Annotated in this window: 23 protein-coding genes and 1 pseudogene; 12 read left to right on the forward strand and 12 right to left on the reverse strand. The window is 60.6% G+C overall.

Going from position 1 to position 25981, the window contains the following annotated elements; translation table 11 throughout:
- The first annotated feature begins 28 nt into the window (after positions 1 to 28).
- From CAG47_RS20260 to CAG47_RS20275, 4 genes are all read left to right on the forward strand, one after another.
- Positions 29 to 1309: an FAD-binding oxidoreductase gene (locus tag CAG47_RS20260; RefSeq protein ID WP_085726659.1), complete on the forward strand. Its 1281-nt coding sequence runs from the start codon at positions 29 to 31 to the stop codon at positions 1307 to 1309.
- Positions 1306 to 2787, forward strand: a complete 1482-nt coding sequence (locus tag CAG47_RS20265) for an aldehyde dehydrogenase family protein (RefSeq protein ID WP_085726661.1) — start codon at positions 1306 to 1308, stop codon at positions 2785 to 2787. The genes CAG47_RS20260 and CAG47_RS20265 overlap by 4 nt, the downstream gene beginning before the upstream one ends.
- A gap of 10 nt (positions 2788 to 2797) precedes the next feature.
- Positions 2798 to 3826, forward strand: a complete 1029-nt coding sequence (locus tag CAG47_RS20270; RefSeq protein WP_085726663.1) for a proline racemase family protein — start codon at positions 2798 to 2800, stop codon at positions 3824 to 3826.
- A gap of 167 nt (positions 3827 to 3993) precedes the next feature.
- On the forward strand, positions 3994 to 4701 hold the full coding sequence (locus tag CAG47_RS20275) for a GntR family transcriptional regulator (protein WP_085726665.1): 708 nt from the start codon (positions 3994 to 3996) through the stop codon (positions 4699 to 4701).
- Between the two features lie 98 nt (positions 4702 to 4799).
- Here CAG47_RS20275 and CAG47_RS20280 read toward each other — a convergent pair whose 3' ends face one another.
- The 4 genes from CAG47_RS20280 to CAG47_RS20295 form a co-directional block, all read right to left on the reverse strand.
- Positions 4800 to 5966, reverse strand: coding sequence for a M20 aminoacylase family protein (locus tag CAG47_RS20280; RefSeq protein WP_085726668.1), 1167 nt, complete (start codon positions 5964 to 5966; stop codon positions 4800 to 4802).
- On the reverse strand, positions 5956 to 7605 hold the full coding sequence (locus CAG47_RS20285; protein ID WP_085726670.1) for an APC family permease: 1650 nt from the start codon (positions 7603 to 7605) through the stop codon (positions 5956 to 5958). Before CAG47_RS20285 ends, CAG47_RS20280 begins: the two co-directional genes overlap by 11 nt.
- Positions 7606 to 7684: 79 nt before the next feature.
- A complete protein-coding gene (locus tag CAG47_RS20290; RefSeq protein WP_085726672.1) occupies positions 7685 to 8908 on the reverse strand; it encodes a diaminopropionate ammonia-lyase in 1224 nt (407 codons plus the stop codon).
- Positions 8909 to 8987: 79 nt separating this feature from the next.
- Positions 8988 to 10238: a Zn-dependent hydrolase gene (locus tag CAG47_RS20295; RefSeq protein ID WP_085726675.1), complete on the reverse strand. Its 1251-nt coding sequence runs from the start codon at positions 10236 to 10238 to the stop codon at positions 8988 to 8990.
- Between the two features lie 161 nt (positions 10239 to 10399).
- On the opposite strand from CAG47_RS20295, the gene CAG47_RS20300 reads away from it, so the two are divergent.
- Positions 10400 to 10897: an Lrp/AsnC family transcriptional regulator gene (locus CAG47_RS20300; protein ID WP_085726737.1), complete on the forward strand. Its 498-nt coding sequence runs from the start codon at positions 10400 to 10402 to the stop codon at positions 10895 to 10897.
- 312 nt (positions 10898 to 11209) lie between these two features.
- A complete protein-coding gene (locus CAG47_RS20305) occupies positions 11210 to 11965 on the forward strand; it encodes an SDR family NAD(P)-dependent oxidoreductase (protein ID WP_085726677.1) in 756 nt (251 codons plus the stop codon).
- Between the two features lie 66 nt (positions 11966 to 12031).
- Here the strand turns inward: CAG47_RS20305 and gcvA are convergent, their stop codons facing one another.
- Positions 12032 to 12943 carry a transcriptional regulator GcvA gene (gcvA, locus tag CAG47_RS20310; protein WP_085726679.1) on the reverse strand — a complete coding sequence of 304 codons (912 nt, stop codon included), beginning with the start codon at positions 12941 to 12943 and terminating at the stop codon, positions 12032 to 12034.
- Positions 12944 to 13231: 288 nt separating this feature from the next.
- Here gcvA and CAG47_RS20315 point away from each other — a divergent pair, with 288 nt between their 5' ends.
- Genes CAG47_RS20315 through CAG47_RS20330 form a run of 4 tightly spaced genes read left to right on the forward strand, consistent with a single transcriptional unit; the run spans position 13232 to position 16207 of the window.
- Positions 13232 to 14005, forward strand: coding sequence for an SDR family NAD(P)-dependent oxidoreductase (locus tag CAG47_RS20315; RefSeq protein ID WP_085726681.1), 774 nt, complete (start codon positions 13232 to 13234; stop codon positions 14003 to 14005).
- Positions 14006 to 14023: 18 nt separating this feature from the next.
- Positions 14024 to 14365 carry a carboxymuconolactone decarboxylase family protein gene (locus CAG47_RS20320; RefSeq protein WP_218190688.1) on the forward strand — a complete coding sequence of 114 codons (342 nt, stop codon included), beginning with the start codon at positions 14024 to 14026 and terminating at the stop codon, positions 14363 to 14365.
- 53 nt (positions 14366 to 14418) lie between these two features.
- The gene (locus CAG47_RS20325) at positions 14419 to 15087 is read left to right on the forward strand and encodes a cupin domain-containing protein (protein ID WP_085726685.1); all 669 of its coding nucleotides are present in this window, start codon (positions 14419 to 14421) and stop codon (positions 15085 to 15087) included.
- 1 nt (position 15088) lies between these two features.
- Entirely contained in the window at positions 15089 to 16207 is a 1119-nt protein-coding gene (locus CAG47_RS20330) for an FAD-dependent oxidoreductase (RefSeq protein WP_085726688.1), read from the forward strand.
- A 60-nt stretch (positions 16208 to 16267) separates the two neighbouring features.
- Here CAG47_RS20330 and CAG47_RS29420 read toward each other — a convergent pair whose 3' ends face one another.
- From CAG47_RS29420 to CAG47_RS20350, 5 genes and pseudogenes are all read right to left on the reverse strand, one after another.
- A complete protein-coding gene (locus CAG47_RS29420; protein ID WP_371917228.1) occupies positions 16268 to 17086 on the reverse strand; it encodes a methyl-accepting chemotaxis protein in 819 nt (272 codons plus the stop codon).
- A 36-nt stretch (positions 17087 to 17122) separates the two neighbouring features.
- Positions 17123 to 18145 (reverse strand): annotated as a pseudogene (locus CAG47_RS29425) (cache domain-containing protein); the annotation flags it as partial.
- Positions 18146 to 18173: 28 nt separating this feature from the next.
- Positions 18174 to 19601 (reverse strand): Na+/H+ antiporter NhaC family protein, encoded by a 1428-nt coding sequence (locus CAG47_RS20340; RefSeq protein WP_085726692.1) that lies wholly within the window; start codon positions 19599 to 19601, stop codon positions 18174 to 18176.
- An 89-nt stretch (positions 19602 to 19690) separates the two neighbouring features.
- Positions 19691 to 20923 (reverse strand): MFS transporter, encoded by a 1233-nt coding sequence (locus CAG47_RS20345; protein ID WP_085726694.1) that lies wholly within the window; start codon positions 20921 to 20923, stop codon positions 19691 to 19693.
- A 103-nt stretch (positions 20924 to 21026) separates the two neighbouring features.
- The gene (locus CAG47_RS20350) at positions 21027 to 22349 is read right to left on the reverse strand and encodes a tetratricopeptide repeat protein (protein ID WP_085726696.1); all 1323 of its coding nucleotides are present in this window, start codon (positions 22347 to 22349) and stop codon (positions 21027 to 21029) included.
- A gap of 240 nt (positions 22350 to 22589) precedes the next feature.
- Between CAG47_RS20350 and CAG47_RS20355 the strand changes: the two genes are divergently transcribed.
- Both CAG47_RS20355 and CAG47_RS20360 read left to right on the forward strand, forming a co-directional pair.
- Positions 22590 to 23426, forward strand: a complete 837-nt coding sequence (locus tag CAG47_RS20355; RefSeq protein ID WP_218190684.1) for a helix-turn-helix domain-containing protein — start codon at positions 22590 to 22592, stop codon at positions 23424 to 23426.
- 108 nt (positions 23427 to 23534) lie between these two features.
- Positions 23535 to 24728, forward strand: coding sequence for an MFS transporter (locus tag CAG47_RS20360; protein WP_085726700.1), 1194 nt, complete (start codon positions 23535 to 23537; stop codon positions 24726 to 24728).
- A gap of 41 nt (positions 24729 to 24769) precedes the next feature.
- Here CAG47_RS20360 and CAG47_RS20365 read toward each other — a convergent pair whose 3' ends face one another.
- Both CAG47_RS20365 and CAG47_RS20370 read right to left on the reverse strand, forming a co-directional pair.
- Positions 24770 to 25120, reverse strand: coding sequence for a DsrE/DsrF/TusD sulfur relay family protein (locus CAG47_RS20365; protein WP_085726702.1), 351 nt, complete (start codon positions 25118 to 25120; stop codon positions 24770 to 24772).
- Positions 25121 to 25200: 80 nt separating this feature from the next.
- On the reverse strand, positions 25201 to 25977 hold the full coding sequence (locus tag CAG47_RS20370) for an amino acid ABC transporter ATP-binding protein (RefSeq protein ID WP_085726704.1): 777 nt from the start codon (positions 25975 to 25977) through the stop codon (positions 25201 to 25203).
- Between the last annotated feature and the right edge of the window lie 4 nt (positions 25978 to 25981).

The raw sequence follows: 25981 nt of genomic DNA on the forward strand, positions 1-25981 counted from the left end.
GTCTACCTATTTATTGAGCATCGCAACCATGAACAACCCGCAAACGTCATCGCAACAGGCTGTGGTCATCGGCGGCGGCATCGTCGGCGTGTGCTGCGCGCTGTACCTGCAGCGCGACGGCCACCGGGTCACGCTCATCGACCCCGCTGCCCCAGGCGACAGTACCGCCAAGTGGAGCTGCGGTCAGATGGCGGTGAGCGAGGTCATCCCGCTGTCCAAGCCCGGCATCCTGATGAAGATCCCTGGCTGGCTGCTCGATCAAAAAGGCCCCTTGGCCCTGCGCCCCAGCGCACTGCCGGGGATCCTGCCGTGGTTCATGCGCTTCCTGGCCTGTGCGCGACCGTCGAAGATCAATGAGATCGCCCAGGACATGGCGCGCCTGACCCAGCACGTCTACGAAGATTATGCCCCGCTGCTCGACGCCTGCCCGGACAAGACCCTGCTCGGCGACCGGCCAATCCTGGAGGTATTCGACTCCCCTGCCGGCCTGGCCCATGAGCGGCCACATCTGGAGTTGCGCAAGCAACTGGGCTTTCGCTCCGAAGAGTTGGATGGCGCTGCAATCGCCGACCTCGAGCCGGCCCTGGCCGGCAAGTTCCAGCATGGCCTGATGTTCCCTGACTGGCGCGCGGTGAACGACACCGAAGGTTTTATCGCCGCCCTGACCGAAAGCTTCATCGCCCAGGGCGGCAAGCGAGTGCGCCAGCGTGTGTTGAAGATCGACGAAAGCCACGACAAGGCAACCGGCGTGACCCTGGCCGACGGCGCGCGCGTGTCGGCGGACCTGCTGGTGGTTGCCGCCGGCACTGGCTCGCGCCCCTTCTTCGATGCGCTCGGCGTGAACATCCCGCTGGCCGGTATCGCGGGTTACCAGGCCGTACTGCCACAACCCGGCGTTGAAATCCGTCATTCGGTCATTTATGCCGACGGTGGCTTCTGCTTCGCCCCAATGACCCGCGGCCTGCAGATCGGCGGCACCATCGAGTTCGCCGGTCCCAATGCCGAACCGAACTTCAAGCGCGCCGAAATCATCATGGAAAAAGCCCGCCGCGTGCTGCCGCAACTCAATACCCAGGGCATGGAATTCGGCGTCGGTTACCGCCCCTTCCTGCCCGACACCAAACCGGTGATCGACCGTTCGCCCCGGCTGAAGAACACCCTCCTGGCCTTCGGTCACGGCCAGCTCGGTCTCACCCTGGGCGCCACCACCGGCCGTCTGGTCAGCGAACTCGCCGCCCAGCGTACCCCGACCCAGAACCTGTCCCCATTCAGTGCCCGACGCTTCGCCGTCCTTGGAGGAAACGCATGAACCGCTACGACCAGTTCTATATCAACGGCCAGTGGGTCACCCCCGTCAACGGCGGTACTTTCGAGTCCTTCGACCCGAGTGACGAAAGCCTGATCGCCACGGTAGCGTCCGGAACGGCCGAAGACATCGACGCCGCCGTAAAAGCTGCCCGCGCCGCCTTTGACGAGGGTCCTTGGCCACGCCTGAGCGGTGCCGAGCGTGGCGCGTACCTGCGCAAGATCGCCGATGGCATCCGCGCCCGCCAGGAAGAGCTGGCAACCCTTGAAGTGCGCGATAACGGCAAGCCGTTCCCGGAAGCGATGTGGGACATTGGCGACACCGCAGGCTGCTTCGATTTCTACGCCAACCTGGCCGAAGAACTGGATGAGAAGCGCGAGAAAGCCGTTGCGCTGGCCGATGACCGCTTCAGTTCCCTGGCGCGCAAGGAGCCGATCGGTGTCGCAGGGGCCATCGTGCCCTGGAACTTCCCGATGCTGATGGCTTCGTGGAAGATCGCCCCGGCGCTGGCCGCCGGCTGCTGCATCATCCTCAAGCCTGCCGAGCAAACCTCCCTGACCGCCCTGGAGCTGGCGCGCATTGCCGATGAGGCCGGCCTGCCGGCCGGCGTGCTGAACATCGTCACCGGACCTGGCTCCGTCGTTGGCGCGGCTCTGACGGCACACCCGGGCGTGGACAAACTGGCCTTCACTGGCAGCGTGCCGGTGGGCAGCCGCATCATGCAGGCCGCCGCACAGGACATCAAAAATGTCACCCTGGAACTGGGCGGCAAATCGCCCTTCGTGATCTTCGCCGACAGCGATCTCGAAGCCGCCATCGAGTGGATCATGTTCGGGATTTTCTGGAACAAGGGCGAAGTTTGCTCGGCCACTTCGAGAGTTTTGGTAGAACGTTCGGCGTATGAACCCCTGCTGGCTCGTCTGGCCGAGGAAGCGCGCAAGATCAAGATCGGCAATGGCATGGAAGAAGGCGTACTGCTCGGCCCGCTGGTCAACCGCAACCAGTACGACGGCACCCTGCGTGCCATCTCCCGTGGCCTGGAGGAAGGTGCCCGCCTGGTCTCGGGTGGCGAGCGCCCGGCACACCTGGACAAAGGCTTCTATCTGCAACCGACGGTGTTTGCCGACGTACCGGAAGACAGCTGGATCTGGAATGAAGAAATCTTCGGCCCTGTGGTCTGCATCCGTCCGTTCGATACTGAAGAAGAAGCCGTAAAATCGGCCAACAACTCACGCTTCGGCCTGGGTGCGGCGGTCATGTCGGCCGACCTTGAGCGCTGCGACCGCGTTGCGCGTAAATTCCGCGCGGGTATCGTCTGGATCAACTGCTCGCAGCCGACCTTTACCGAAGCCCCATGGGGCGGTTACAAGCAGAGCGGGATCGGTCGCGAACTGGGTGAATGGGGCCTGAACAACTACCTGGAAACCAAGCAGATCACCCGCTACAACAGCGAGCAGCCCTGGGGCTGGTACATCAAGTGAGGTAACACCCATGCGTTGGAAACAGACCCTGCAATTGGCTGAGGTGCACTGCGAGGGCGAGATCGGCAAGGTGATCACCGGCGGTGTGCTGGGCATCCCCGGCGCGACCATGTTGGACAAGATGAACTACATCAACGAGGTCGACGACAGCCTGCGCCGCCTGGTGACCCTGGAACCCCGCGGCTGCCTGCAGATGTCGGTCAACCTGCTGTTGCCGCCCACGCGTCCCGAAGCGCACGCCGGCTTCATCGTGCTGCAGGCGGACAAGGCGCACCCGATGTCCGGCAGCAACTGCATCTGCGTCGTCACCGCCCTGCTTGAACTGGGCATGGTACCGATGCAGGAGCCCGAAACCACCGTGGTGCTCGACACCCCGGCCGGCCTGGTCACCACCCGCGCCCAGTGCGCGGACGGACGCTGCCTGAGCGTGTCACTGGACATGGTGCCGGCATTCGTCGAACACCTGGATCTGGCGATAGAGACCGAGGCGTTTGGCACGCTCAAGGTCGATGTGGCTTTTGGTGGCGTGTATTACGCACTGATCGACGTGGAGCAGACCGGTCTGTCGATTGCCCCGGAAAATGCCCGCGCGTTGGCCGATGCCGGTGTTGCACTCAAGGACGTGATCAACAGCCAGTTGAATATCCAGCACCCGTTGCTGCCGTCGGTCAACGAAGTGGCCTACGTGATGTTCCGCAATCGCCTGGATGATCGCACCTACCAGACCTGTACTACCCTGCCTCCCGGCCGGGTCGACCGTTCGCCATGCGGGACTGGCAGCTCGGCCAACCTCGCGACCCTCGCGGTCCGAGGCCTGGTGCAGCCGGGTGATCGTCTGGTGTCACGTTCGACCATTGGCGGGCAGTTCCAGGTCGACCTGCTCGGCCACGCCGAAGTCGCTGGCCGGCCGGCGGTGTTGCCTCGGGTCACGGGCCGGGCCTGGCTGTACGGGTTGCAGCAGATAGGCATCGACCCGGACGATCCGCTGGCGGCCGGGTTCATGCTCAGCGATACCTGGGGTGCGGGTTTGCGCCAGTGACCTCCCTTGCACCGTGCCCGGAGCGATTCCGGGCGCGGCGCACTCGGTTGCAGCAAAGTTTGACGTAATAGCGATCCCCGCCCCATGCTGCCGGTTACACAGTCGGCCACGACTGCAATAAAAGAGGGGCTGAGCTGTATGATACGGACCAGACCAACCGAGACCTGATGATGGCAAAAGATAACGAGAAAGAAAGCGGCGCTCGTCGCCACAGCGGTCGCTACATTTACGAAGAGCTGCGTAAACAGATACTGACCCTCAAACTCAAGCCCGGCGAGCAACTCGATGAAGTTTCGCTTGCCGCACAGTTCGGCCTGTCCCGCTCGCCAGTGCGCGATGCCCTGGCCCGCCTGATCACTGAAGGCCTGGTGGTGATTCTTCCCAATCGCACCACACTGGTCACTCCGTTCGAGATCGAGGAATTCCCGAACTACATCTCCGCCCTGGATCTGATTCAGCGTGCCGTCACCCGTCTTGCAGCGACCCAGCACCGCCCGGAAGACCTCGAGGCCATCCGCAAGGCAGACGCTGCTTACCTCCAGGCGGTGACCAGTGGGGACTTTCAGGCCATGTCCGAATTGAACAAGGCGTTCCACATGGCCATCGCCCATGCCGGGCGCAACCCTTACTTCATCAATTACTACGAACGCCTGTTGGGTGAAGGTCAGCGTCTGTTGCACCTGCACTTCGACCACATCGTCAGCACGGCCAGCACCCATCGGCTGGGGCGCGACCACGATGAAATGATCGAGGCCATCGCCGCGCGCAATGCCGATGCTGCCGAAGCGGCGGCCCATGAACACACCATGCTGTTCCAGCGCCGATTCCTCGACTACATGCAGCAGAACCTCACTGCCAGGATGTCGGTGGCTTGAAGCCCGACATGGGCTGTCGTTCATTTCGCCATACCGACCGGACACAACAACGGGGCCTGCGCATTCGTGGACGCAGGCCCCATCGTTCGAGGGTCGAACTACGCAGGTAAACTCAGGCGGACGACCTCCGAAAAATAGCGCGCCCCGATGGGCAGGATCGCGTCGTTGAAGTCATATCCGGCGTTGTGCAGCGGGGTCGCCCCCTCCTGCCCTTGCGATCCATTGCCGATGAACACGAAATTGCCCGGCACCTTCTGAATGAAAGCGCCGAAATCCTCCGAGATCATCATCGGCGACACTTCAGGGTCGACGGCTTGTTCACCCACGACATTTCGTGCCGCGGCAATGGCGATCCGGGTGTTGGCGGCCCAATTCACCGTGGGTGCAAACTCGTGGGTGTACTCGAACTCGCAAACCGCGCCATGCATGCGACAGATGCCTTCACTGATATCCCGCATACGCGTCTCGAGCAAGCACTGAACATCAGGGCTGTAACTCCGGGTGTCCCCCTTGATCGTGACATTGCTCGCAATCGCATTGCGGATGCCGTCGGTCATGAACTCGGTGCATGAAATCACCGCCGGCAAACCAGGGTCTACGTTTCGCGAAACAATGGTCTGCAAGGCCAGAACGATTTCGGCACCGATCACCATGGGGTCAATCCCCATGTGCGGTCGAGCGGCATGCGTGCCCTTACCCCGGATACGGATGACGAAGTTATCTTCGCTGGCCATGATGGGGCCTGCCGCCGTGGCAATGTGACCGGCGGGCATACCCGGCATGTTGTGCGCGCCATAAATGGCATCGACCGGGAAACGCTCGAACAGACCGTCAGACATCATCGCCTTCGCGCCGCGACCATGCTCCTCCGCAGGCTGGAAAATGAATCGCACGGTACCGTTGAAGTTGCGTTGCTCGCAAAGCAAGTGCGCCGCCCCCAGGACCATGGCCATGTGCCCGTCATGGCCGCACGCATGCATTTTGCCGGGCCTGCAGGAAGCATGATGCCGTCCATGGGCCTGTTCGGTGATGTCCAGCGCATCCATGTCGGCACGCAGCCCGATCACGCCTTGGCCATCGCCGACCGTCAGGCTCGCCACCAGACCGGTGCCACCAATCCCTCGATGGACCTCCAGGCCAAGACTTTCGAGAATCCTGGCGACTTCATCCGAGGTATCGAATTCCTCGAATCCGGTTTCCGGGTGGCGGTGAAAGGCATGGCGCCATTGCGTCAGACGTTGTTCGAAACCGGGTTTATCGATCACGGTTCATTGCTCCTTTGAGGTGGCCAGGGACGGCGACGGGTGTGGAATCGGGCTCGGCAGGTTCGGCGCTCTGCCATACAACGCTTTCGCCCAGGTAGGGTGTTCGGTAGCCACTGCGCACGCCCATTCGGTAGAAGATGAAGGCGACCACTGCAACCACGGCCATGTCCACACCCTCGGGCAGGATGCCGATGCCGCCAAAAGTCTCGCTACCGACCCACGAAATGAGCGCCATCGCTGGCAGGTAGCCGATCAGCCAGAGCGCTGCGCGAAACTCCTGCGCGAACCTCGACCAGCCGCTTTTCGCCTGATAGTAGAAATAGATGGGCAGCGCACCGATCACCAGGACAATGACCTGGCCGGTCAATGGCCAACGAGCCCAGTACAACACCAGCGACGCACAGATGAAGGCGAAGGGTGCGACGATGGCCATGCCCTTGAGTCGTAGAGGGCGACGGACGTCGGCCGCATGGATGCGCAAGGACATCAGGCTGATGGGGCCGGTCAGGAACGAAATGATCACGGCAACCGAGATCACGGCCGCCAGCGTCCCCCAGCCACGGAAGAAGAAAAGGAAGACAAAGCTCACTGCCAGGTTCAGCCACATGGCCTGGCGAGGCACGCCATACAGTGGGTGGAGGTTGCCGAAGATCCTGGGAAGCGTGTTGTTCTTCTCCATGGCGTAGATCATGCGTGCCGTGGTCGCGGTATAGATCGACCCTGTACCCGACGGGCTTACAAACGCATCCAGGTAAAGCAGCATGGCCAGCCAGTTCAGGTTCAGTGCCAGGGCAAGCTGTGCCAGAGGCGAATCGAAGTGAAGGTTATGCCAACCGGCGGCGATACTTTGCGGGCTCACAGCGCCGATAAAGGCGATTTGCAGCAATACGTAAATGATCAGCGCGATCACCACCGACCCTATCAAAGCGATCGGGATACTGCGACCGGGATTGCGCGCCTCACCCGCCAGGCTCACCGGGCTCTGGAAGCCGTTGTAGCTGAACACGATCCCGCTGGCGGCCACGGCCGTGAAGACCGCTGACCAGCCGTAAGGCGCAAAGCTGGAAAGTGAGCCATCACCGAAGTTTTCCGTGTTGAAACTGGTCGACATCAGCGCCACTGCCGTCAGGGCGGGCACCACCAGTTTGAACACCGTGATTGCCGTATTGGTTTTCACGAAGAGCTTCACGCCCCAGTAGTTGAGCGCGAAGTACACCATCACCAACGCTGCACTGCCTGCCAGGCCGGTGGTCGTCAGCTCACCCTGGTACGCCAGCGCCCTGGCCCAGGGAAAAGGCCAGGAAGCCATGTACTGGACCGAAGCAATCGCTTCGATGGGAATGACCGATACGATGGAGATCCAGTTGGCCCAGGCCGCGAGGAAGCCGACCAGCGATCCGTGTGAATACCGGGCGTAACGCACCATGCCACCGGACTCCGGGAACATGGCGCCCATTTCCGCGTAGGTCAGGGCAATCGCCAGTACGACCACCGCGCCTATGACCCAGGCAAAAATCGCAGCCGGCCCGGCAATCGCCGAAGCATGCCAGGCGCCGAAGAGCCAGCCTGAACCGATAATGGAGCCGAGACCGGTCAACATCAGCGACCAGGGGCTGATGTCTCGTTTTATTTTATTCATGGAATCTCCGATTGTTTTTTTTCTGTGGAGCAGCCCAAAGGCTGTATCGCGCAGCCCTTGGGAGTTATGGCATGCCGGTTCAGACGCCAGGCAGCCAGGCCTTCTGACGACCCAGGACCGATGCATCGGACTCGCCCAGGAGCTCTGCGTAGACACCTGGCGCGGTGGCGCCTTCGGTGCTGATGAACAGGACACGGGCGTTGGCGTCGATCCCCATTTCAGCGGCCACGCCTGTTTCCTTGACCAGACGGGCGAGCCCCGCCAGCCCTGCGACACTGGACTCACCCGCCACCAAGGGAATATCCCGGGCACTGCCCGCGGCTAGGCGGCGCATGGCAGCGACGGCCTCGTCGTCCTCGATGGTCATGAAGAAATCGACGCTGGATTCGAGGAAGCGCCAGGCCAAAGGAGAGGTTTCACCGCAGGCCAGGCCGGCCATGACCGAGTCCACCGAGCCTGTGGCCTTTGCCGGTTTTCCGAGCAGTGCGCTCTGGTACAGGCAGTCAGCCTGACGCGGCTCCACCATGACAAACGTGGGCCGCTGTTCGCCGTATTGCTCCCACAGGTAGCTTGCGATTCCAGCGGCAAGACCGCCTACGCCGCCCTGCAGGAAGACATGAGTAAAAGCAGGTGTGGCGCTATTGCCAGTTGTCGCCTCAATGATTTCCGCCGCAATCGTGCCGTAACCCTGCATGACATCACGGGGAATGACTTCATAACCCTCGTAAGAGGTGTCGGAGACGACAATCCAGTCATTAGCCGTGGCCAGCGAAGCCGCGTGCTCGACCGACTCGTCATAATTGCCAGTGATCCGCACGATCCTCGCACCATAGGCCGCGATGGCTTGTTCACGCTCGACGCTGACATTGGCATGCAAAACGATGACGCACTGGCAACCAATGCTTTGAGCCGCGGCGGCCAGGCCTTTGCCGTGGTTGCCGTCGGTTGCGCTGATGACGGTGAAGTCCGCCAGGGCATCGGCGTACTTGCCCTCCAGCAATCCATGGGGGTGGAATTGTTGCTCGGGGAAGGTACGCAGGATCAGGCGAACCAGTGCGATGGGAGCGCCAAGGGCTTTGAAGCTGCCCAACTGCGAACGCACAGACTCGTCTTTGACCAGGATCCGCGCGACTCCCAGTTCCTCGGCCAGGTCAGGCAAAGAGTACAGCGGGGTGGCTCCGGCATTCAGTCCCGACCACCGGGACAGCCATTGGCGGCTCTCATTGGCCTGGGCGATGCTCATGACCGATTGCAGGGATGGCGGATACGGCTGGCGACTCGCCTTGGGGTTAACGATAAACATTGGACACTCCTTTCTGCAGACAACAGCAAGCCCTTGCCGCCGGGAATGGACCTCGGCGGATCGGGATAAACAATGGAAATCAGGAAGCGCCGAGGCGGCGACTCACGACGTCGAGCAATACCCGAGCGCCCTGGATCAGTTGATCGTCGTCGGTATGTTCACGGGGGTTATGACTGATGCCGCCACGGCTGGGTACAAAGATCATTGCAGCCGGCGCGATGCGGGCAATCATCTGCGCATCGTGACCCGCACCCGACGTCATGCGCCGGCTGCTCAAACCCAATCGCTGTGCAGAAGCCTCGATCTCATCGGCCAGGCTGGCGTCAAAATTCACCGGCTGGAAACGCACCAGGCGCTCAGTGGTAATGCTCACCCCTTCTCGCTCGGCAATCTCGCCAAGGTATTGGCTGAGTCGATTTTCTGCGTTGACCAGTTTCGCTTCATCGGGATCGCGCAGGTCGACCGTCAGGGTGGCTTTGCGCGGGATGACGTTGATCACGTTCGGCTCTAATTTCATGCAGCCGACCGTCGCGAGTGTCGAGCCCGTTTCGACGGCAATCGCCCGCAGCGCTGTAACGATGGCGCTGGCGACAAAACCCGCGTCGTGGCGCAGACGCGTCGGCGTGGTACCTGCATGGTTGGCATTGCCTTTGATCTCGACCTGCTGCCAGGAAATCCCCTGCAGATTCTCGACGACACCAATCGACTTGCCCTCGGCCTCGAGGATCGGCCCCTGTTCAATATGAAGCTCGATGTACTCGTGGGGAGCGATTGCGCCTGGCTCAAGCGGGCCTGCGTAACCGATGCGCTCGAGTTCGTCGCCCAAGCGCGTACCGTCGGTACCGATGGAGTCCAGCGCTTCTTCCAGCGGCATGCCGCCGGCGTGGACGAGCGAGCCCATCATGTCGGGCTGATACCTGACCCCCTCTTCGTTGGTAAACGCCGCCACCGTGATCGAACGTTGCGGCAAGACGCCCGCATCACGGAACGCCCGAATCACCGCCAGGCCCGCCAGAACCCCATAGCAACCATCAAGGGCACCGGCGTTGGTGACGGTGTCGATGTGCGACCCCATCATGAGCGGGCGCTGATCGCCAGGGTCATTTGGCGAGCGCAGAGTGCCGAAAATATTACCGATGCGGTCAACCTGAACGTCCAGGTCGAGGTCACGCATCCAATCGACCACCTGGTCGCGGCCAGCCTTTTCTGCGTCTGTCAGGGCGATTCGGGTTCTCCCGCCGTTTTCAGCGTCGGCCCCAAGCTGTCCGAGTGCCTGGATCTGCTCAATTAACAGCAAGCCGTTGAGTTGCAATTCCTTACCCGCGTTCATCAGACCTTCCTCCACGGCGAGCAGCCAGGCTCAGCGCACATATTTAGTTGATGGAGGAATTTTATTCGCTCGACCCGTATGAAAAACTTGATTTTCAGCTGGAATATGAAATTTCATTGCGTATTCATCCGGCCTTTCTTCATTTTCTTACAGGACTTCCCATGAACCTGGATCACTTCGACATGGCGTTACTGAGCGCCGTCCAACGGGATGCGAGCACCTCACAGCTCGACTTGGGGGAGAGGGTCAATCTCTCCTCGGCCGCGGTGAACAGGCGCCTGAAGAAGATGTCCGCCGAGGGCGTCATTCAGGGGACCGTTGCCAAGGTCAATGCAGAGCTCCTGGGCTACACGCTGACGGTGATCACCGAGGTGGAAGTCGAAAATGAGCGACTGGATTTGCTCGATGAAATGAAGAAAGCCTTCCTCGATTGCCCTCAGGTCCAGCAGTGCTACTACGTCGCAGGCGAGTGTGACTTTGTACTGATCATGCTGGTAAAGAACATGGAGCAATACACTCAGCTCACCCGCCAGTTGTTCTTCGAGAACAACAATGTGAAACGCTTCAAAACCCTGGTATCCATGAGCAATGTCAAAACCGGCATGTTCGTACCGACACCCGCCTCTGAAACAGGGCTCGCTGACCCGCGTTATCGTTAACGACCATCGCGAGCTTGCTCGCTCCTACAGTCGAGCCCATTACCCTGTAGGAGCGAGCACGCTCGCGATGGACTCAAGAGCGCCGCGTTCTGCCAGCAGATGCGCGCCCTCCCCTCATTTGAATGCTCCTCCCATGAAATGCAAACAGGCCTGACGGAGCCCGTTGACACTCCGATTTTTCCCGGCTAGGTTGTATGCACTGCTGCACACATAGTAGCGTGCAGTAATTCTGTTACGCCTGCCTGCAAACAACAAAGCACGAACTGGAACCCGAAAGGTTGCATCCGTGTCCCCAACCCCCAGGAGTCGACGATGAACAGATTTGAAAACAAAGTGGCGATCGTGACCGGTGGCGCCGGCGGTATCGGCTCGGCCATCGCCGCACGGTTCGCGAGCGAAGGCGCGACGGTGGTGATCAGCGACGTCAATCTCGAGGCGGCACAGGCCGTCGCCGAAACCATTCAGGGCGATGGCGGCAAGGCGCTGGCGATCGCCGCAGACATCGCCAGCGGCTCGGCATGCCACGGGTTGGTCGCAAAGGTCGTGGATGAACTGGGACGGATAGACATCCTGGTCAACAACGCCGGGATCAACCGCCGCGGCAATCTGCTGGCGTTGAGCGAGGACGATTGGCACAGCAGTTTTGCGGTCAATCTGGACTCGATGTTTCACCTGTGCCGGGCGGTGCTGCCGATCATGATCGAAGCGGGCGCCGGCGCGATCGTCAATACCGCGTCGCAGTGGGGCCTGTACCCGGCGCCCGGGCATATCGCCTACAACGTCACCAAGGCCGCCGTCGCAGCGTTCACCCAGAACCTGGCCAGGGACTACGCACCACAGAACATCCGGGTCAACGCCGTGTGCCCGGGCGAGATTCATACACCGATGCTCGAAGCCGGCGTGCGCCGCTCGGGCAGAACCATCGCCGATCTGGATCGAATGGTACCGTTCGGACGTATCGGCAAACCCCAGGAAGTGGCAGCGCTGGTGGCGTTCCTGGCCTCGGACGAGGCAGCCTTCATGTGCGGATCACTGGTGGAAATCACCGGGGCTCAGGCGGTGGCTTGAGTGAATGGGCCTGTCGCGTAGCCAGTGAGGGACTGCGACAGGTCCGAAAGCCCCGTTAGGGTTCTGCTAACGCCCGGCGACCTCGAACAACCAATCGCGAAATGCCTTCAGCCTTGGCAGGCTCGCACAGCCAGGTCGGTAAACGACGTAGTAAGCAAGGGCCGATTCGAACGTTATCTGCGGGAACAACCTGACCAGTCGACCGGCCGCCACATCATCACGGGCCATGACACTACGGGCCAAAGCGACGCCCTGTCCATCGATCGCCGCTTGCAGCACGGCCGCGGAGTTATTGATCTTCATGCCGCGCGTAGTCAGAACACCAGTGATGCTCGTGTTCCGGACCCATGCCGCCCATGTCGGGAAATCGGTATGGCTATCCATCGACAGGTCATGGATGAGGGTTTCCCTGGCAAGATCGTTTGGTGTGCGCAGCCGCGAAGCGTCGAGCAACAGACTGGGTGAGCAGACCGGGTAGACCTCCTCGTCCATCAACTTTTCCGCCACCAGCCCCGGCCAGCTTCCAGTCCCGTAGCGCACGCCGATGTCGATCCTTTGAGCAACGAAATCAACCGCCCGCAGGTTGGTGTCCAGGCGTACATCCATGTCGGGCCAGGCGGCATGAAAGCTCTCGATACGGGGCAACAGCCACTTGGCAGCGAACGCAGGGCTCACCGTTACCGTCAGCACACCGCCGCTCGAGCCTTCCTTCAGCCTCTCCATTCCCAGCGTGAGCCTGTCAAAGCCGGCCCGAATATCAGGCAATGCAAGTTCAGCCGCTTCGGTTGCGACCAGCCTCGATCGGCCAGTGGCGGCGCGGTGAAAGAGCGGCGTGCCCAGCCAGTCCTCCAGAGAACGCACCAGTTGGCCCACGGCGGCGGGCGTGACATTGAGCTCGGAAGCGGCCGCGGAAAAGCTTTGATGGCGAGCACTGGCTTCAAAGGCGCGTAAGGCATTGAGATGAATAGGGGTCTTCATGACGATAAACTTTTTCTTTCTATGACTGACATTTTATATCGTTTGTCGCTGCGTTCGCACGCAGCGAATAATCGGCTCCAAGGTAGAAACAGCGTCCTGTGGAGATCCAGGAATCAGTGCCTGGCCCGAATGAAAAAGTTTGTCTTGCGACTCGGAACAGCCCGGATTTTCCACTAGCTCTGACACTACCGGATACATGCGCTGAACGGCGTTTGAACGGCCCCCCACCGGCAAGCGCTTAGCGTATCAACCATTGCCTGCCAATCATAAGCTGCAAAGAGGTCCGATATGAGCAATCAATTCAAAGGAAAAAAGCTGCTGGTCGTCGGTGGCACCAGTGGCATGGGCCTGGAGGCTGCACGCATGGTGCTCGCCGAAGGCGGCAGCGCCATCATTGTCGGCAGCCGACCTGAAAAGACTGAAGAGGCGCGCAAAGAACTCTCCGGCCTGGGGCCGGTGACCGCGCTGATCGCTGATCTGACCAGCGAAGACGGCCTGGCCAAACTGATCAATACCCTCGATGAACAGCACGCGGACATCGACCTGTTGGTCAACGCCGCCGGCGTCTTCTTCCCCAAACCGTTTCTGGAACACCAGGGGGCCGATTACGACCAGTACATGAAGCTGAACAAGGCGTTCTTCTTCATCACTCAGAAGGTCGCGGCGAACATGGTTGCAAAAAACCGCCCTGGCTCCATCGTCAACATCGGTTCAATGTGGGCCAGGCAGGCTATCGCTGCAACGCCCTCCTCGGCCTACTCCATGGCCAAGGCCGGCTTGCACTCGCTGACCCAGCACCTGGCCATGGAACTGGCGCCACAGCAGATTCGCGTGAACGCCGTTTCGCCAGCGGTCGTAGTGACGCCGATCTACGAAGGTTTCATCCCGAAAGCCGAAGTGCATGGTGCCTTGCAAGGCTTCAACAGCTTCCACCCGATCGGCCGTGTCGGCACCCCTGAGGAGGTCGCCGAAGTCATTGCCTTCCTGCTGTCCGACAAGGCCAGCTGGGTCACCGGCGCGATCTGGGACGTAGACGGTGGCGTGATGGCCGGCCGCAACTGAGAGAGGTAAATACCCATGATGAAAGACTGGAACGCCTATCGCACAGACTTGCTGGAACGCATCGGTGATGTCGCCAGGCAAAGCCCGGACATCGTCCGCGGCCTGAACACCATCGATGGCGCCGCCACAAAAACCGCACACCTGGAGCCAAAGATTCACGAGTTGATCGCTCTGGCTGTCGCGGTGACCACGCGCTGTGACGGTTGCATTACCGTGCACACGAAAAAGGCCGTTGAATGCGGTGCCAGCAGGGAGGAGATCACCGAAGCGCTGGGTGTGGCCATCGCCCTGAACGCAGGCGCTGCGCTCGTCTACTCGGCCCGTGTTCTCGATGCACACGCTCAACTTCCCGACGCTTGAGTATCAGAGGGGGGCGACAACGGCCCCCCTCACCTACTTCTGGAGTGACGCACATGTTGGTCAATGCAGACTTTTCCCGGCGCGCCATCGTTACACCTGACGACTACCAATGGGTGCCTTCACCGCAAAGTGGCGTCGAACGCGTCATGCTGGATCGGCTCGGCGGCGAGAAAGCCCGAGCGACCAGCCTTGTGCGCTATGCCCCTGAATCCGACTTTCCGGAGCATCCCCACCCTGGGGGCGAAGAAATCTTCGTGCTGTCCGGGACGTTCTCGGAAGGTGATCGGCACTACCCTGCCGGATCGTATCTACGTAACCCGCCAGGGTCGGTTCACCAGCCCGCCAGCCGGGAAGGCGCGCTGATTTTCGTCAAGCTGTGGCAAATGAAACCCGACGAAAAAGAGCGGGTACATATCGATACTCGAGACCCGTCAAACTGGCAGCCGTGCGGCCGACGCGACATTTGCCCACTGTTTTACAGCGGCACCGAGCACGTGACCCTGCAACGTCTGCAACCGGGTGAGCCACTGTTCGCCACCGAGGTGACCAGCGCTGAATGGTTGTTGATTTGCGGACAGCTCAAAACCACGGATCAGACATTCGAGCCCGGCACCTGGATGCGCCTGCCCCAAGGTCGCTATCCCGACATCACCGCCGGCAGCCAGGGCGCCATGGTTTATCTCAAGACCGGACACCTGCCTGATAAGCCCGAGGAGGCATGACATGCAAAAAACGCGAATCGCGATCATCGGGGCTGGCTTGAGTGGCCTGTTTGCTGCCTATGCGTTGCAAAAAAAGGGCATCACGGACTACGTCATTCTCGAAGCCCGGGATGTTCCAGGCGGACGCATCCTATCCGTTCCTCCCTTCCCCGAATTGCGCTCCGGGCAGCCGGGCACCGCGAACCGCTTCGACCTCGGCCCCTCGTGGTTCTGGCCTGGCTACCAACGGCAACTGGACCAGCTCATCGAGGAATTGGGACTGTGTCGATTCGCGCAGCACGAGACCGGCGAAACGGTGATCGAACGCTCACGTGACACCCCTGCGGTTCGTGCGCGCGGCTATGGTAATTCGCCGCCCTCGATGCGACTGATGGGCGGCATGGGCGCACTCATCGACGCCCTGTCTGACCACCTGGATTCCAAGCGAGTCCTTACTGGGCAAGTCGTGCGCAATGTGCGTCGCACAGCGCACAACGTAGAAGTCGATAGCACGGATGCAGCAGGCCAGCTCACGACATGGAGCGTCGAGCAGGTGTTCCTGGCCATGCCTCCACGCCTGGCACAGGCCACCCTCGATTTTTCGCCGGCCTTGCCGTCGCAGCTCTCGCGGAGCTGGCAAGCGACCGCCACCTGGATGGCGCCCCATGCCAAGTACTTCGCCATCTTCGATACGCCTTTCTGGCGCGAGCAAGGGCTGTCTGGCGAAGGACGCAGTAGCGTCGGTCCATTGATGGAAATCCATGACGCTTCGATTCCACAAGGCAGCGCCGCGCTGTTCGGCTTCATCGGTGTTCCAGCGACGCTTCGCAAAACGTTGCCCGACAGCGAACTGCGAGCACTTTGCCGTGCTCAGTTAGTCAGGATGTTTGGCCCGCAGGCTGGCACCGCGAAAGCCGAGTTCCTCAAGGACTGGGCAGCCGAACCCTTCACCACCATTGATGCGGACCTGACGGGCGCGAGTCAGCATGCCGTGGCCCCTGCGGCCACGGCAGACAACGGTCCGTGGCGTGGTTGTCTGGTCGGCATTGGCAGTGAATGGTCGTTGCAGTTTCCCGGGTATGTCGCAGGGGCGATCGATGCCGTCAGTCGAGGGATGCAAATGTTGAGCATGCCTGCGTAGGCATCACAGCGCCAACTGCCCCGCTCCAAGGCTGCTGCTTTGCTTCCACGTTGAACTTAATCAGACTTGAAACTTGCCGAGCAACTGCGAGAGATCGGACACCTGCCGCTGCAATTCAGAACAGGCTTGCACAGTGGCGCGCATCTGCTCGGCACCCGACTGGTTGAGCAGGTCGATTTCGCTGATGTCCTGGTTGATTGTCTCCACGACAGCACTCTGCTCCTCGGTCGCCGCCGCGACTGACTGGCTCATCCCATCCATCTGTTCTATACCATCAGTCACCCCGGTCAGACGCTCGCCGGCCCTGCAAGCGATTTCGACGCTCTGGCCACTCTGTCGCTGACTCTCCTGCATGGTATCCACCACCACCGCGGATTCTGCCTGAAGCTCTTCGATCAGCTGCTGAACCTCAAGTGCCGATTGCTGGGTCCGGTGGGCCAGGTTGCGCACTTCATCGGCGACAACCGCAAAGCCCCGACCCGCCTCCCCCGCCCTTGCAGCCTCGATAGCGGCATTGAGGGCAAGCAGGTTGGTCTGTTGGGAGATGCTGCTGATGACCTCGAGTATCTGGCCGATATCCTCGGTCTTGCCGTTGAGCTGGCTGATGTGTGAGCTGGAGGTGTGTATCAGTGAAGAGAGTTGCGTCATCGCATCGATGTTGCGTTCAACCACGTTGCGCCCCTCATGTGCCTGTACCAGTGTGGTGCTGGCACGTTGCGAGGCCATCGCGGCATTACCCGCGATCTCCAGAGCGGCAGCGCCCAGTTGATTGATCGCAGCGGCTACACTGCCCGTGCGGCTTGCCTGGACCTGTGTGTTGTCGAGGGTGATCGTGGTCGATGCAATCACCTGACTGGCGACTTGGTCGACCTGCCCCATCGCCCGGTTCACTTCACGGATGGAGTCGTGAATACGCTCGACGAACCGGTTGAACGCCCTGGCCAGCAGTCCTAGTTCATCATTGTTTTTCACTGGCAGACGTCGGGTCAGATCGCCTTGGCCCTGAGCGATGTCTTCCATTGCGTGTGTCATCGCATGCAATGGGCGCAATAACAGACGAATCAGCATCCCCATCAAGATCAGCAAGCCGCTCACGGTGACCGTGGTTGCCGTCAGTGCTGACCATCTGAAGTCTTCCTGAACGGCGAACACCTTGTTCTTGTCCAGGGAAATGCCGAGGTACCAGTTCACGCCCGGCAAACCCTGTACTGGCATGAACGTGACCATCCGCTCACCTTCCTGGCTCTGCACCTGGCTGAGTTTTCCGTCCTCAAGTGCTGGCATCCCGGCGGAGAAGAGTTTCTCTGCCGGCTGCATCATGAATTGGCGATCCGGATGAACCAGAATCTTGCCATCGCCACTGACCAGAAACGCATACCCCATCCCATCGAAGTTGAGGGCATCGATCAGCTTTACCAGACCCTGCAGTTCGAGATCAGCACCCACCACGCCCACACCGGCAACCGGCGTGGCGACGGTCATGGTCAGTTGGTGGGTGTTTGCGTCCAGGTAGGGTTCGGTCAGTTGGCTGCCAGTTGCCGATCGTGCCTGCTGAAACCAGGGGCGGGAACGCGGGTCGTAATCCTTCGGCATCGGCGTTTCAGGAAACACATGGAAGCTGCCCTGGTCTGTGCCGAAATACACGAAGGCCAGAGACTCTTTCAAAGTCTGCTGTCGTAGCCACTGCTCGCGGCCCTTTTCATCGGCATGGGCCAACACCTCGGCCAGACTCTCCAGCAACAGTCGTCTGCCACCCAACCAGTTGCGGATGTTATCCGCCGTGACTTGCCCGATGCCGCGCAAATTGCGTTGCAGGTCCCTGCTGATCGCATTGCTCTGCTGATAATCGTTGTACAGGGCGAACAGCCCGAAGGCTGACACTACCAGCAATGATGCCGCCAACAGGATCTTGTGGCTGAATCCGAGTCGCTTGATCACGTCAAATCCACCTTATGCCCAGTTCCGTCTATAGATGCTTGGTCAGGCCAAGGATCACAAACCCCACGAGCGCAATAGCTGCGGCCGTCAAGCAATAGGGAAGTTGGGTCTTGATGTGATCCATGAGGTTGTTTCCAGTTGCAGTCGCCGTGACGATACCGGTGTCGCTGATCGGCGAGGTGGTATCACCGAATATGGCGCCCGAGATAGCGGCGCCGATGACCAGGTAGGGATCGGCACCGGACGATACGGCCAGTTGGATTCCGATGGGAATCATGATGGAGAAGGTTCCCCAGGAAGTACCGGTGGACAACGAAATCACCGCAGCAACCAGAAATACGAACGCGGCCACCAGACTGACTGGCATCAGTACGCTGAAATGCTGTGCCAGGAATTGCCCGATCTGCAGCTGGCTCGACAGGTCACCAATCAGGAATGCCAGGGTCAGCACAACCACCAGCGGCAGCATGGCCTGGTAGCCTTCGACCAGACGGTTGAAATACGTCTCGATGTTCATGACCCGCTTGATCAGCACGTAATGCACAAAGCCGACGCACTGCCCGAAGAGTACGGCCCAGAGAATGGCGGTCGAGGCTGATCCGTTGCCCATCACGCCGTTACCGGTGATGTACAACCCGATCGGCACAAACAGGAAAATCGACAGGAGCGGCACCAGCAAGTTGGAAACACTGGCGCCCGAGATCTGTTCCTGTTTGCCCTGGGCCGCAAGCGGCACGACGCCTTCCCGGAGTTCCGTACCGGTTGCCGCGCGCTGTTTGGCACGGCCCATGGCTGGAAAGGTGAAACGGGTAAAGATACTCACCAGCACCATGGCAATACTGGCCCAGGCGAACAGGTTGTAGGCGATGGAGTGAGCAAGGATATTGAACGGGTTGCCCTGGATACTGCCGTTTTCCACCTGTACGGCGATAATGCCCAGCATCATTGCACCCCACCCATTGAATATCACCGATGACCACGCGCTGATGCCGACATTCTTGAGCACGTAGGCTACCTGCTCCCGGGCTACGCCATGGCGGCGTACGAGTTCAGAAGTGGCCGCGCCCGAAGTGAGCATCGCCAGGTAGCTATCGATGAACACCAGTGCCGCCAGGGTACCGGCGAGCAACTGGATACTGATCGGCCCCTTGACGATCCGCAGGCGTCCGGAGATCAGGTTGACCAGCCCCTCCATGCCGCCTGTAAGCCTCGCGAGGTGAATTACGCCACTGATCATTACGGTGAAGATGAGAGTCCGCACGACCCCGTCGGATTTGAACACATCGACGACACCTTGCACGGCACTCTGCAATCCGTGACCAACGTGGAAGTTCGAAAGGACCATGAATCCCGCTACACAGCCCACCACCAATGACAAAATCACCTGACGGGTAAAAATCGCCAGGCATATCGTTACCGCCGGAGACAACAGCCCCCAGACACCCACTTCGTGCATCGTAAAGACCTCAGGTTTTGTTCTTATTCGAAATGTGCTGTTGCAGCGATCGGTCGATCGCTTGCGCGTCTGATAACCAGACGCGAATGTCAGGTATCGGCGCTCCGGTATGAAAGGAGATATCCGGCCAGACCGAGAACCGGCCCGGGGACGAGCAGCCATAGCGCATCGATACCGATGCGTTCGAACAGCCAGGTGGTTCCGGCAATCGACACCACCGTGATCGCGAAACCGATACTGTTCTGAATAGCCAGCGCGCTGCCGACCGCATCACGTGGACAAGCCTTGGCCGCCAGAGCGGAAAACTGCGGGGAATCGGCAACAACCGACGCACCCCAGACAGCCAGTAAAAGAAGCAGCGCCCATGCCGGCAATGCACCTGCGACCAGCACGAAGAGCAATCCGCAAAGACCGGACAAGCCCAGCGAACCAAGCGCTACCCGCGCACTACCCATACGCTGGGAAAGCAGGCCGCCAAGCAGCGAGCCCAGGGCGCCGACGGCCATCACGCCGAACGACAGCCCGGCGACACCTGCAGCGGGGTACGCCGAGGCCAGTGATGTGCGGCTTACGATCAACGGGACAACGGTCCAGAACGCATAGAGCTCCCACATGTGGCCGAAATAGCCGAGTGCAGCAGCACGGAAACGGTGGATCCTGAAGGCGTCAAGGATTGCTCCGGCCCGTTTGGTCGGGGCACCGGCCGCCCCACTGCGTGCGTGCGGCCCATCACCGAGTATGCCGATCAACATTGCACCCGCCAGCGCAAGAACCGAAGACGCAGTGATGATGACCTGCCAGGGCAAATCGGCACCCATGAGCCTGAGGGCATGGGGCAAGGCGGTGCCCAGGGTGAGCATCGCAACCAGTTGCGCCAGCGCCAGCCCCGTGCGTTCCGGCGCCCAGCCAACGATCAGTTTCATGCCCATGGGATAGATCCCGGCGAGCGTGACGCCGACGCAAAAGCGCAGTACGGCACCGCTGAGCAGCCCGTCAGCCAGCCAGGCGAAGCCCAGATTGAACAGGCCGCCAGCGATTGCGCTATAGACAAACAGCGTACTGGCGCGAAAGCGGTCGGCTGCTCCGCTAAGCGACAGGCTCAAGGTTCCGAGGATGAAGCCCAACTGCACGGCATTGGTCAGCCAGCCAATATCGGCGGCAGATGCATGCCAGGCCGACATTAACGAATCGGCGGCACCATTGGCGCTGAACCACAGCGAGGTGCCGAATAATTGGGCGATGGCAATGATCGCTACCGGGCTTGTCAGACGCAGTAGCAAACCGCGTAAACCTGCCGGACGGGCAGTCAGGGCAAGACGCATGTCAGGTATCCCCTTCCAGGCATTGCACGAAGATGCAGGCGAGCCGGCCGACCTGTCGCCAGGTCAGCCAGTCTCGAAAGGCACCGAAGAAATTGACTGAATATCAGCCTGCGACGAGGCCGGTCAGCCAGCGGCTGTCACGCGGTGAAGGACGACGGTGCAGCCTGCGGTCGAGCAGCGCCCTGGCCTTCTCTGCTTCGCCTGCCCGCATCAGCGAGACCAGCAAAGTGTCCTGGACGATTTCGCGCTGGGCACCGCTGCCGCCGATGCGGACCACTTCGTGTGCGACAGGTTCGAGAATCCGCGCACAATCGGCATAGTTGCCGTTGGCAAAGGCTTGCAATGCGTGGCAAACCGCAGGAACGACAGACCCCGCGCGCAGAGTGCCATCGCTGACCAGGGTGCTCAGCGCGTTCGCTCGCTGCTCCAGCGCGAGCTGGTCCCCGGTAGCGGCAGCCAACATGGCCATGTGGACGTCAGCGAAGGGGAATCCCGGCTGCTGGAAGTAGTCGCCAGCGTAACGCGCAGCCTCGTCCCACAAACCTGCAGGTACCTCATGACCGTAAGCCTGCATGCGCCACAGGAAGGACGCACTGTCGCTGATCACGTTGATCGGTACGCCTGTGGAAACCGATGGTGCGACCTGCCGGGCGTAGGTGCTCAGTGCTGTTTCCAGATCACCACGCTCGAGTGCCACCAGCGCACCGTGCCAGGCGATATGGCCGTGCAAGGTTCCGCTGCGGTCGTAGCCCGGCAACCAGTCCTTGATGATTTCAGCCGCCTCGTCGTTGGCACCGGCCTCGTAAAGCACGTGCGCCACGGCATGGACAGCGTTGACGTTTTTGCGTCGCAGCTCCAGCGAGCGTTGAGTCATTGCCCGGCCGAGCGCCACGTTGCCGTTCTCGCCGTGGGCCCAGCCACGATAATTCAGGAACCACCAGTCATCCTCGGGGAAGTGACGGGCGTGCCGTTCGCACAGTTCGACACGCGCCTGGTCGTGGTCGGCCATACCGGAAAACGCGAACAGACCGAACGCCCCCAGCGGCATCGACAGGATCACGATATCCAGCGGCCAACGGTCGGTATGCTCCAGCGCGCCGGCCAGCGCCTTGGCCGGCTGCCCATTGATCGCCAGGGACAACACTTGCACGTGGCTGCGCTCGCGTTCGGTGCCATTGATCTGCACGAGTTCCATGGCTTTGGCGATCTTGGCCTTGGCTTGCGCCACCTCGGCACGTACTGCGTGGAAACGGGCACGCGCAGCAAGTGGCAGAGCAAAATCCGGGTCAGCGGCTATCGCTTCATCGAGGGTTTGCGCAACACCCGGCCAGAGCGAGAGCAGCAGATCCACGCCCGCCCGGTAACGTTCGGCGGCAACTTCGGAAGAGGTCGACAGGGGCAGGCTGTAACGGTCAAGACAGGCCATGTTGCGGGCAACTCCTATATTGTTCTATGCAGAAATGGTCCGAGGTGACCGCTTTATAAAGATGCCCTGTGCGCGGTCGGGTGGGTCACCTCGTGCTCACATTAGAACTCAATCAGCCTTGGCTAACTCTCGACTATCAGTCACATGATGTAGAACACAAGACATCTGCCTGAACAACATGAATAAAGCGGTAATACGCATGAATTCGGCTCCGGTTGCAGCGCCGCAGGTTTTGTCATCATGCACTTCACAACCACTCTTTGCTCGGATCGTCAGATGAACTGGGACATCATCGAAGCGCCTCACGGCATTGCTTCGCCACAACCGCTGAAAGTCCGTGCGCAATCCATTCCGGCTCGGCACAGCTTTCCCGAACATGCCCATGAATGGCACCAGATGGTCTATGCGATTTCTGGCGTCCTGACAGTCAACACCGACGCGGGTTCTTTCGTCATTTCGCCAGAACAAGCGGCCTGGCTCCCCACCGGGCTGAGTCACAAGGTCGGTTCGATGTATGGCGCCGAGTTTCGCAGTTTATGGATCAGCGACCGGATCCCCTCGGGTTTGCCAGCGGACCAACCGACACTGTTTGGTGTCTCACCCTTGCTCAAGGCACTCATCATCGAAGCGACACGTATCGAAGATGAGCAGGAGGAAGCCGGTTACGCAGGGCGCATCACCCAGTTGATTCTTGACCAGCTGCGTCGTGCTACACCCATCTCCACCGCATTGCCCTGGCCGCGAAGCCAGGGCCTGATGAGGTTGTGCGAGACGCTGTACGCCGACCCGGCGGACACGACCGAGATGGAGAGCTGGGCGAAAACCCTGGGCATGTCGGAGCGAACGCTGGCCCGTCGTTTCCTGAACGAAACCGGCTTTAGCCTGCGCACCTGGCGCAGACGCCTGCGATTGTTCCGCGCAATAGAACTCCTGGGAAGTGGGCTGGATGTCACTCGCACGGCGCTGGAACTGGGCTACGGTTCGACCTCGGCGTTCATTTATGCATTCCGCCAGGAGCTGGGCAGTACCCCGCAGGCCTATATGCGCGGTGATGCAGCGAGCGACCCGGGCAACTGAACAGGAAAAAGTTTTTCTTCGCCGACTGCAAAGCAATCCTGCGTTGCAGCCACCTTTCGAGGGGCAAACAATGGAGGCAGTGCGCGCTTCAAAACCTGCGGAACCCAAATGAAAACTTTCAGAATCGATTCGAACGTGGCGCGCCTGGCAACCGCCCAGGCTCTGGCCGGTGCCAACTCGACTGTGGTCTACGCCACTGGGGCCATCATCGGTAACATGCTTGCTCCCCGCCCTTCCCTGGCGACCTTGCCCATCTCGGTGTTCGTCATCGGCATGGCACTGGCGACTCTGCCGATCGGCTACGTCGGCCGACGCTTCGGGCGCCGGGTTGCCTTCCTCGTCGGCAATGCCTGCGGTGTGATCGTCGGGTTGCTCGCCGCCTATGCGCTGTGGACGGCTTCATTCGTCCTGTTCTGCATCGCCATGCTGTTTGGAGGTGCCTACGCCGCTGTCGTGCTGACCTTCCGCTTTGCCGCCGCCGAATGCGTCGACGAGGGAAACCGCGCCAGGGCGCTGTCCATGGTACTGGCCGGGGGGGTGGCAGCCGGTGTATTGGGGCCACAACTGGTGAACGCGACCATGGACGTTTCGCCCCACACCTTTGCCATCACCTATATCGCCGCCGCAGGGTTTGCGCTGCTTTCGGCGTGGGTTCTGCTGGGTGTGCGTTTCACCCAGCCAGCAGCGACATCCGTGTCACTGCAATCGCGCCCGGTCGGCACGGTGATTCGTCAGCCGCGCTTCATCGTGGCGATGCTGTGCGGTGTGGTCAGCTACATGATGATGAATTTCATGATGACGTCTGCGCCGCTGGCCATGGACCTGTGCGGCATCACCAGGGTGAACTCGAATTTCGGTATCGAAATGCACGTGATCGCCATGTATGCACCGAGCTTCTTCACAGGGCGCCTGATCAATCGGTTCGGCGCCCCCTTCATCATCCAGTGCGGACTGGTCCTGATCGGTGCAGCCGCATTGGCGGGTATGGCCGGCATGAGCGTCGGCCACTTCTGGTTGGCGCTGGTCTTGCTCGGCATCGGCTGGAACTTCGGTTTCCTCGGTGCTTCTGCTCTGGTACTGACTTGTCATGCCCGCGAAGACGGTCCGCGGATCCAGGCCATCAATGACTTCGTGGTGTTCGGCACCATGGTGGTTGGCTCCTTCCTGTCCGGCGGCCTGCTCGACATCTTTGGCTGGTCGACTGTGTCTGGAATGATTTTGCCGCCGGTCCTGATTGCCATGGGCGCCCTGTTTTGGCTGCAGAGCCGGCAACGCGACTTGGCCTGTGAGCCTCGGGCCTGACAATCGATGACCAACGCTCGTCCCGGTCGCCCGGGACGAACTCAGAAAATCAATACCTTGTCGGCCTGCATCGTCCAGTCGGCCAGCTCCCCCGGCGCGGCACGCCGTACCCCGTCAACCAGCTCTACGTCCTTCATGCCACGCGCATCCATACCGTCACCGCACAGTGCCACTTCGCCCTTGCGCAGAATCTTTGTCAGTACCAGTTCGAGGTTGTAATGCCCGGTGGGTACCTTCTGCCCGGCCCTCGCACAACCCACTGCATCCGATTGAAGAAAAACCCGGACCTGCGCCTGTTTCTGCGCCGACAACGAACCGGCCAGCCGCAACGCATTGAAGGCTCGCTCAGATCCGTAGCAGCCATCGTTGATGATGAATAGAAATGCGCCCACAACGACTCCTTATCCGTCATAAAAAAGAGGAGTGGGTCTGGCCCATCTCCTCAAAGGTTACCGCAAGAGTTTCAGGACTCTCAGTGACGCAGAATCTGACTCAGGAACGCCTTCGTGCGCTCGGACTGCGGATTGCTGAAGAACGCAGAGGGTTCGTTCTGTTCGACGATCTGCCCCTGGTCCATGAAGATCACCCGGTTCGCCACCGCCTGGGCAAAGCCCATTTCATGGGTGACGCAGAGCATGGTCATGCCCTCCTCGGCCAGCTGGATCATGGTATCGAGGACTTCCTTGATCATTTCCGGGTCCAGTGCCGAGGTCGGCTCGTCGAACAGCATGACCCGCGGGTTCATGCACAGTGCCCGGGCGATGGCCACGCGTTGCTGCTGGCCGCCGGAAAGCTGGCCGGGAAACTTGTGCGCATGCTCGGGGATCCTGACCTTGGTCAGGTAATGCATGGCCATTTCCTCGGCCTGCCGGCGTGGTACCTGACGCACCCAGATCGGCGCCAGGGTGCAGTTCTCGAGGATGGTCAGGTGCGGGAACAGATTGAAGTGCTGGAAGACCATGCCGACTTCCTGACGGACTTCATCGATCTTGCGCAGATCGCTGGTCAGTTCGGTACCGTCGACGACGATGCGGCCTTGCTGGAACTCCTCCAACCGGTTGATGCAACGGATCATCGTCGATTTCCCCGAACCCGAAGGACCGCAGATGACGATCCGCTCTCCTCGGGTAACAGTCAGATTGATGTCGCGCAGTGCATGGTAACTGCCGTACCACTTGTTGACGCCGGATATCTGGATCGCGACTTCCTGGGCGGATGCCTGGGAGACGTTTGAATGCTCGCTTTTCATTGTT

Source organism: Pseudomonas sp. R37(2017) (genome assembly GCF_002113375.1).
In the GTDB taxonomy this organism is placed as follows: domain Bacteria; phylum Pseudomonadota; class Gammaproteobacteria; order Pseudomonadales; family Pseudomonadaceae; genus Aquipseudomonas.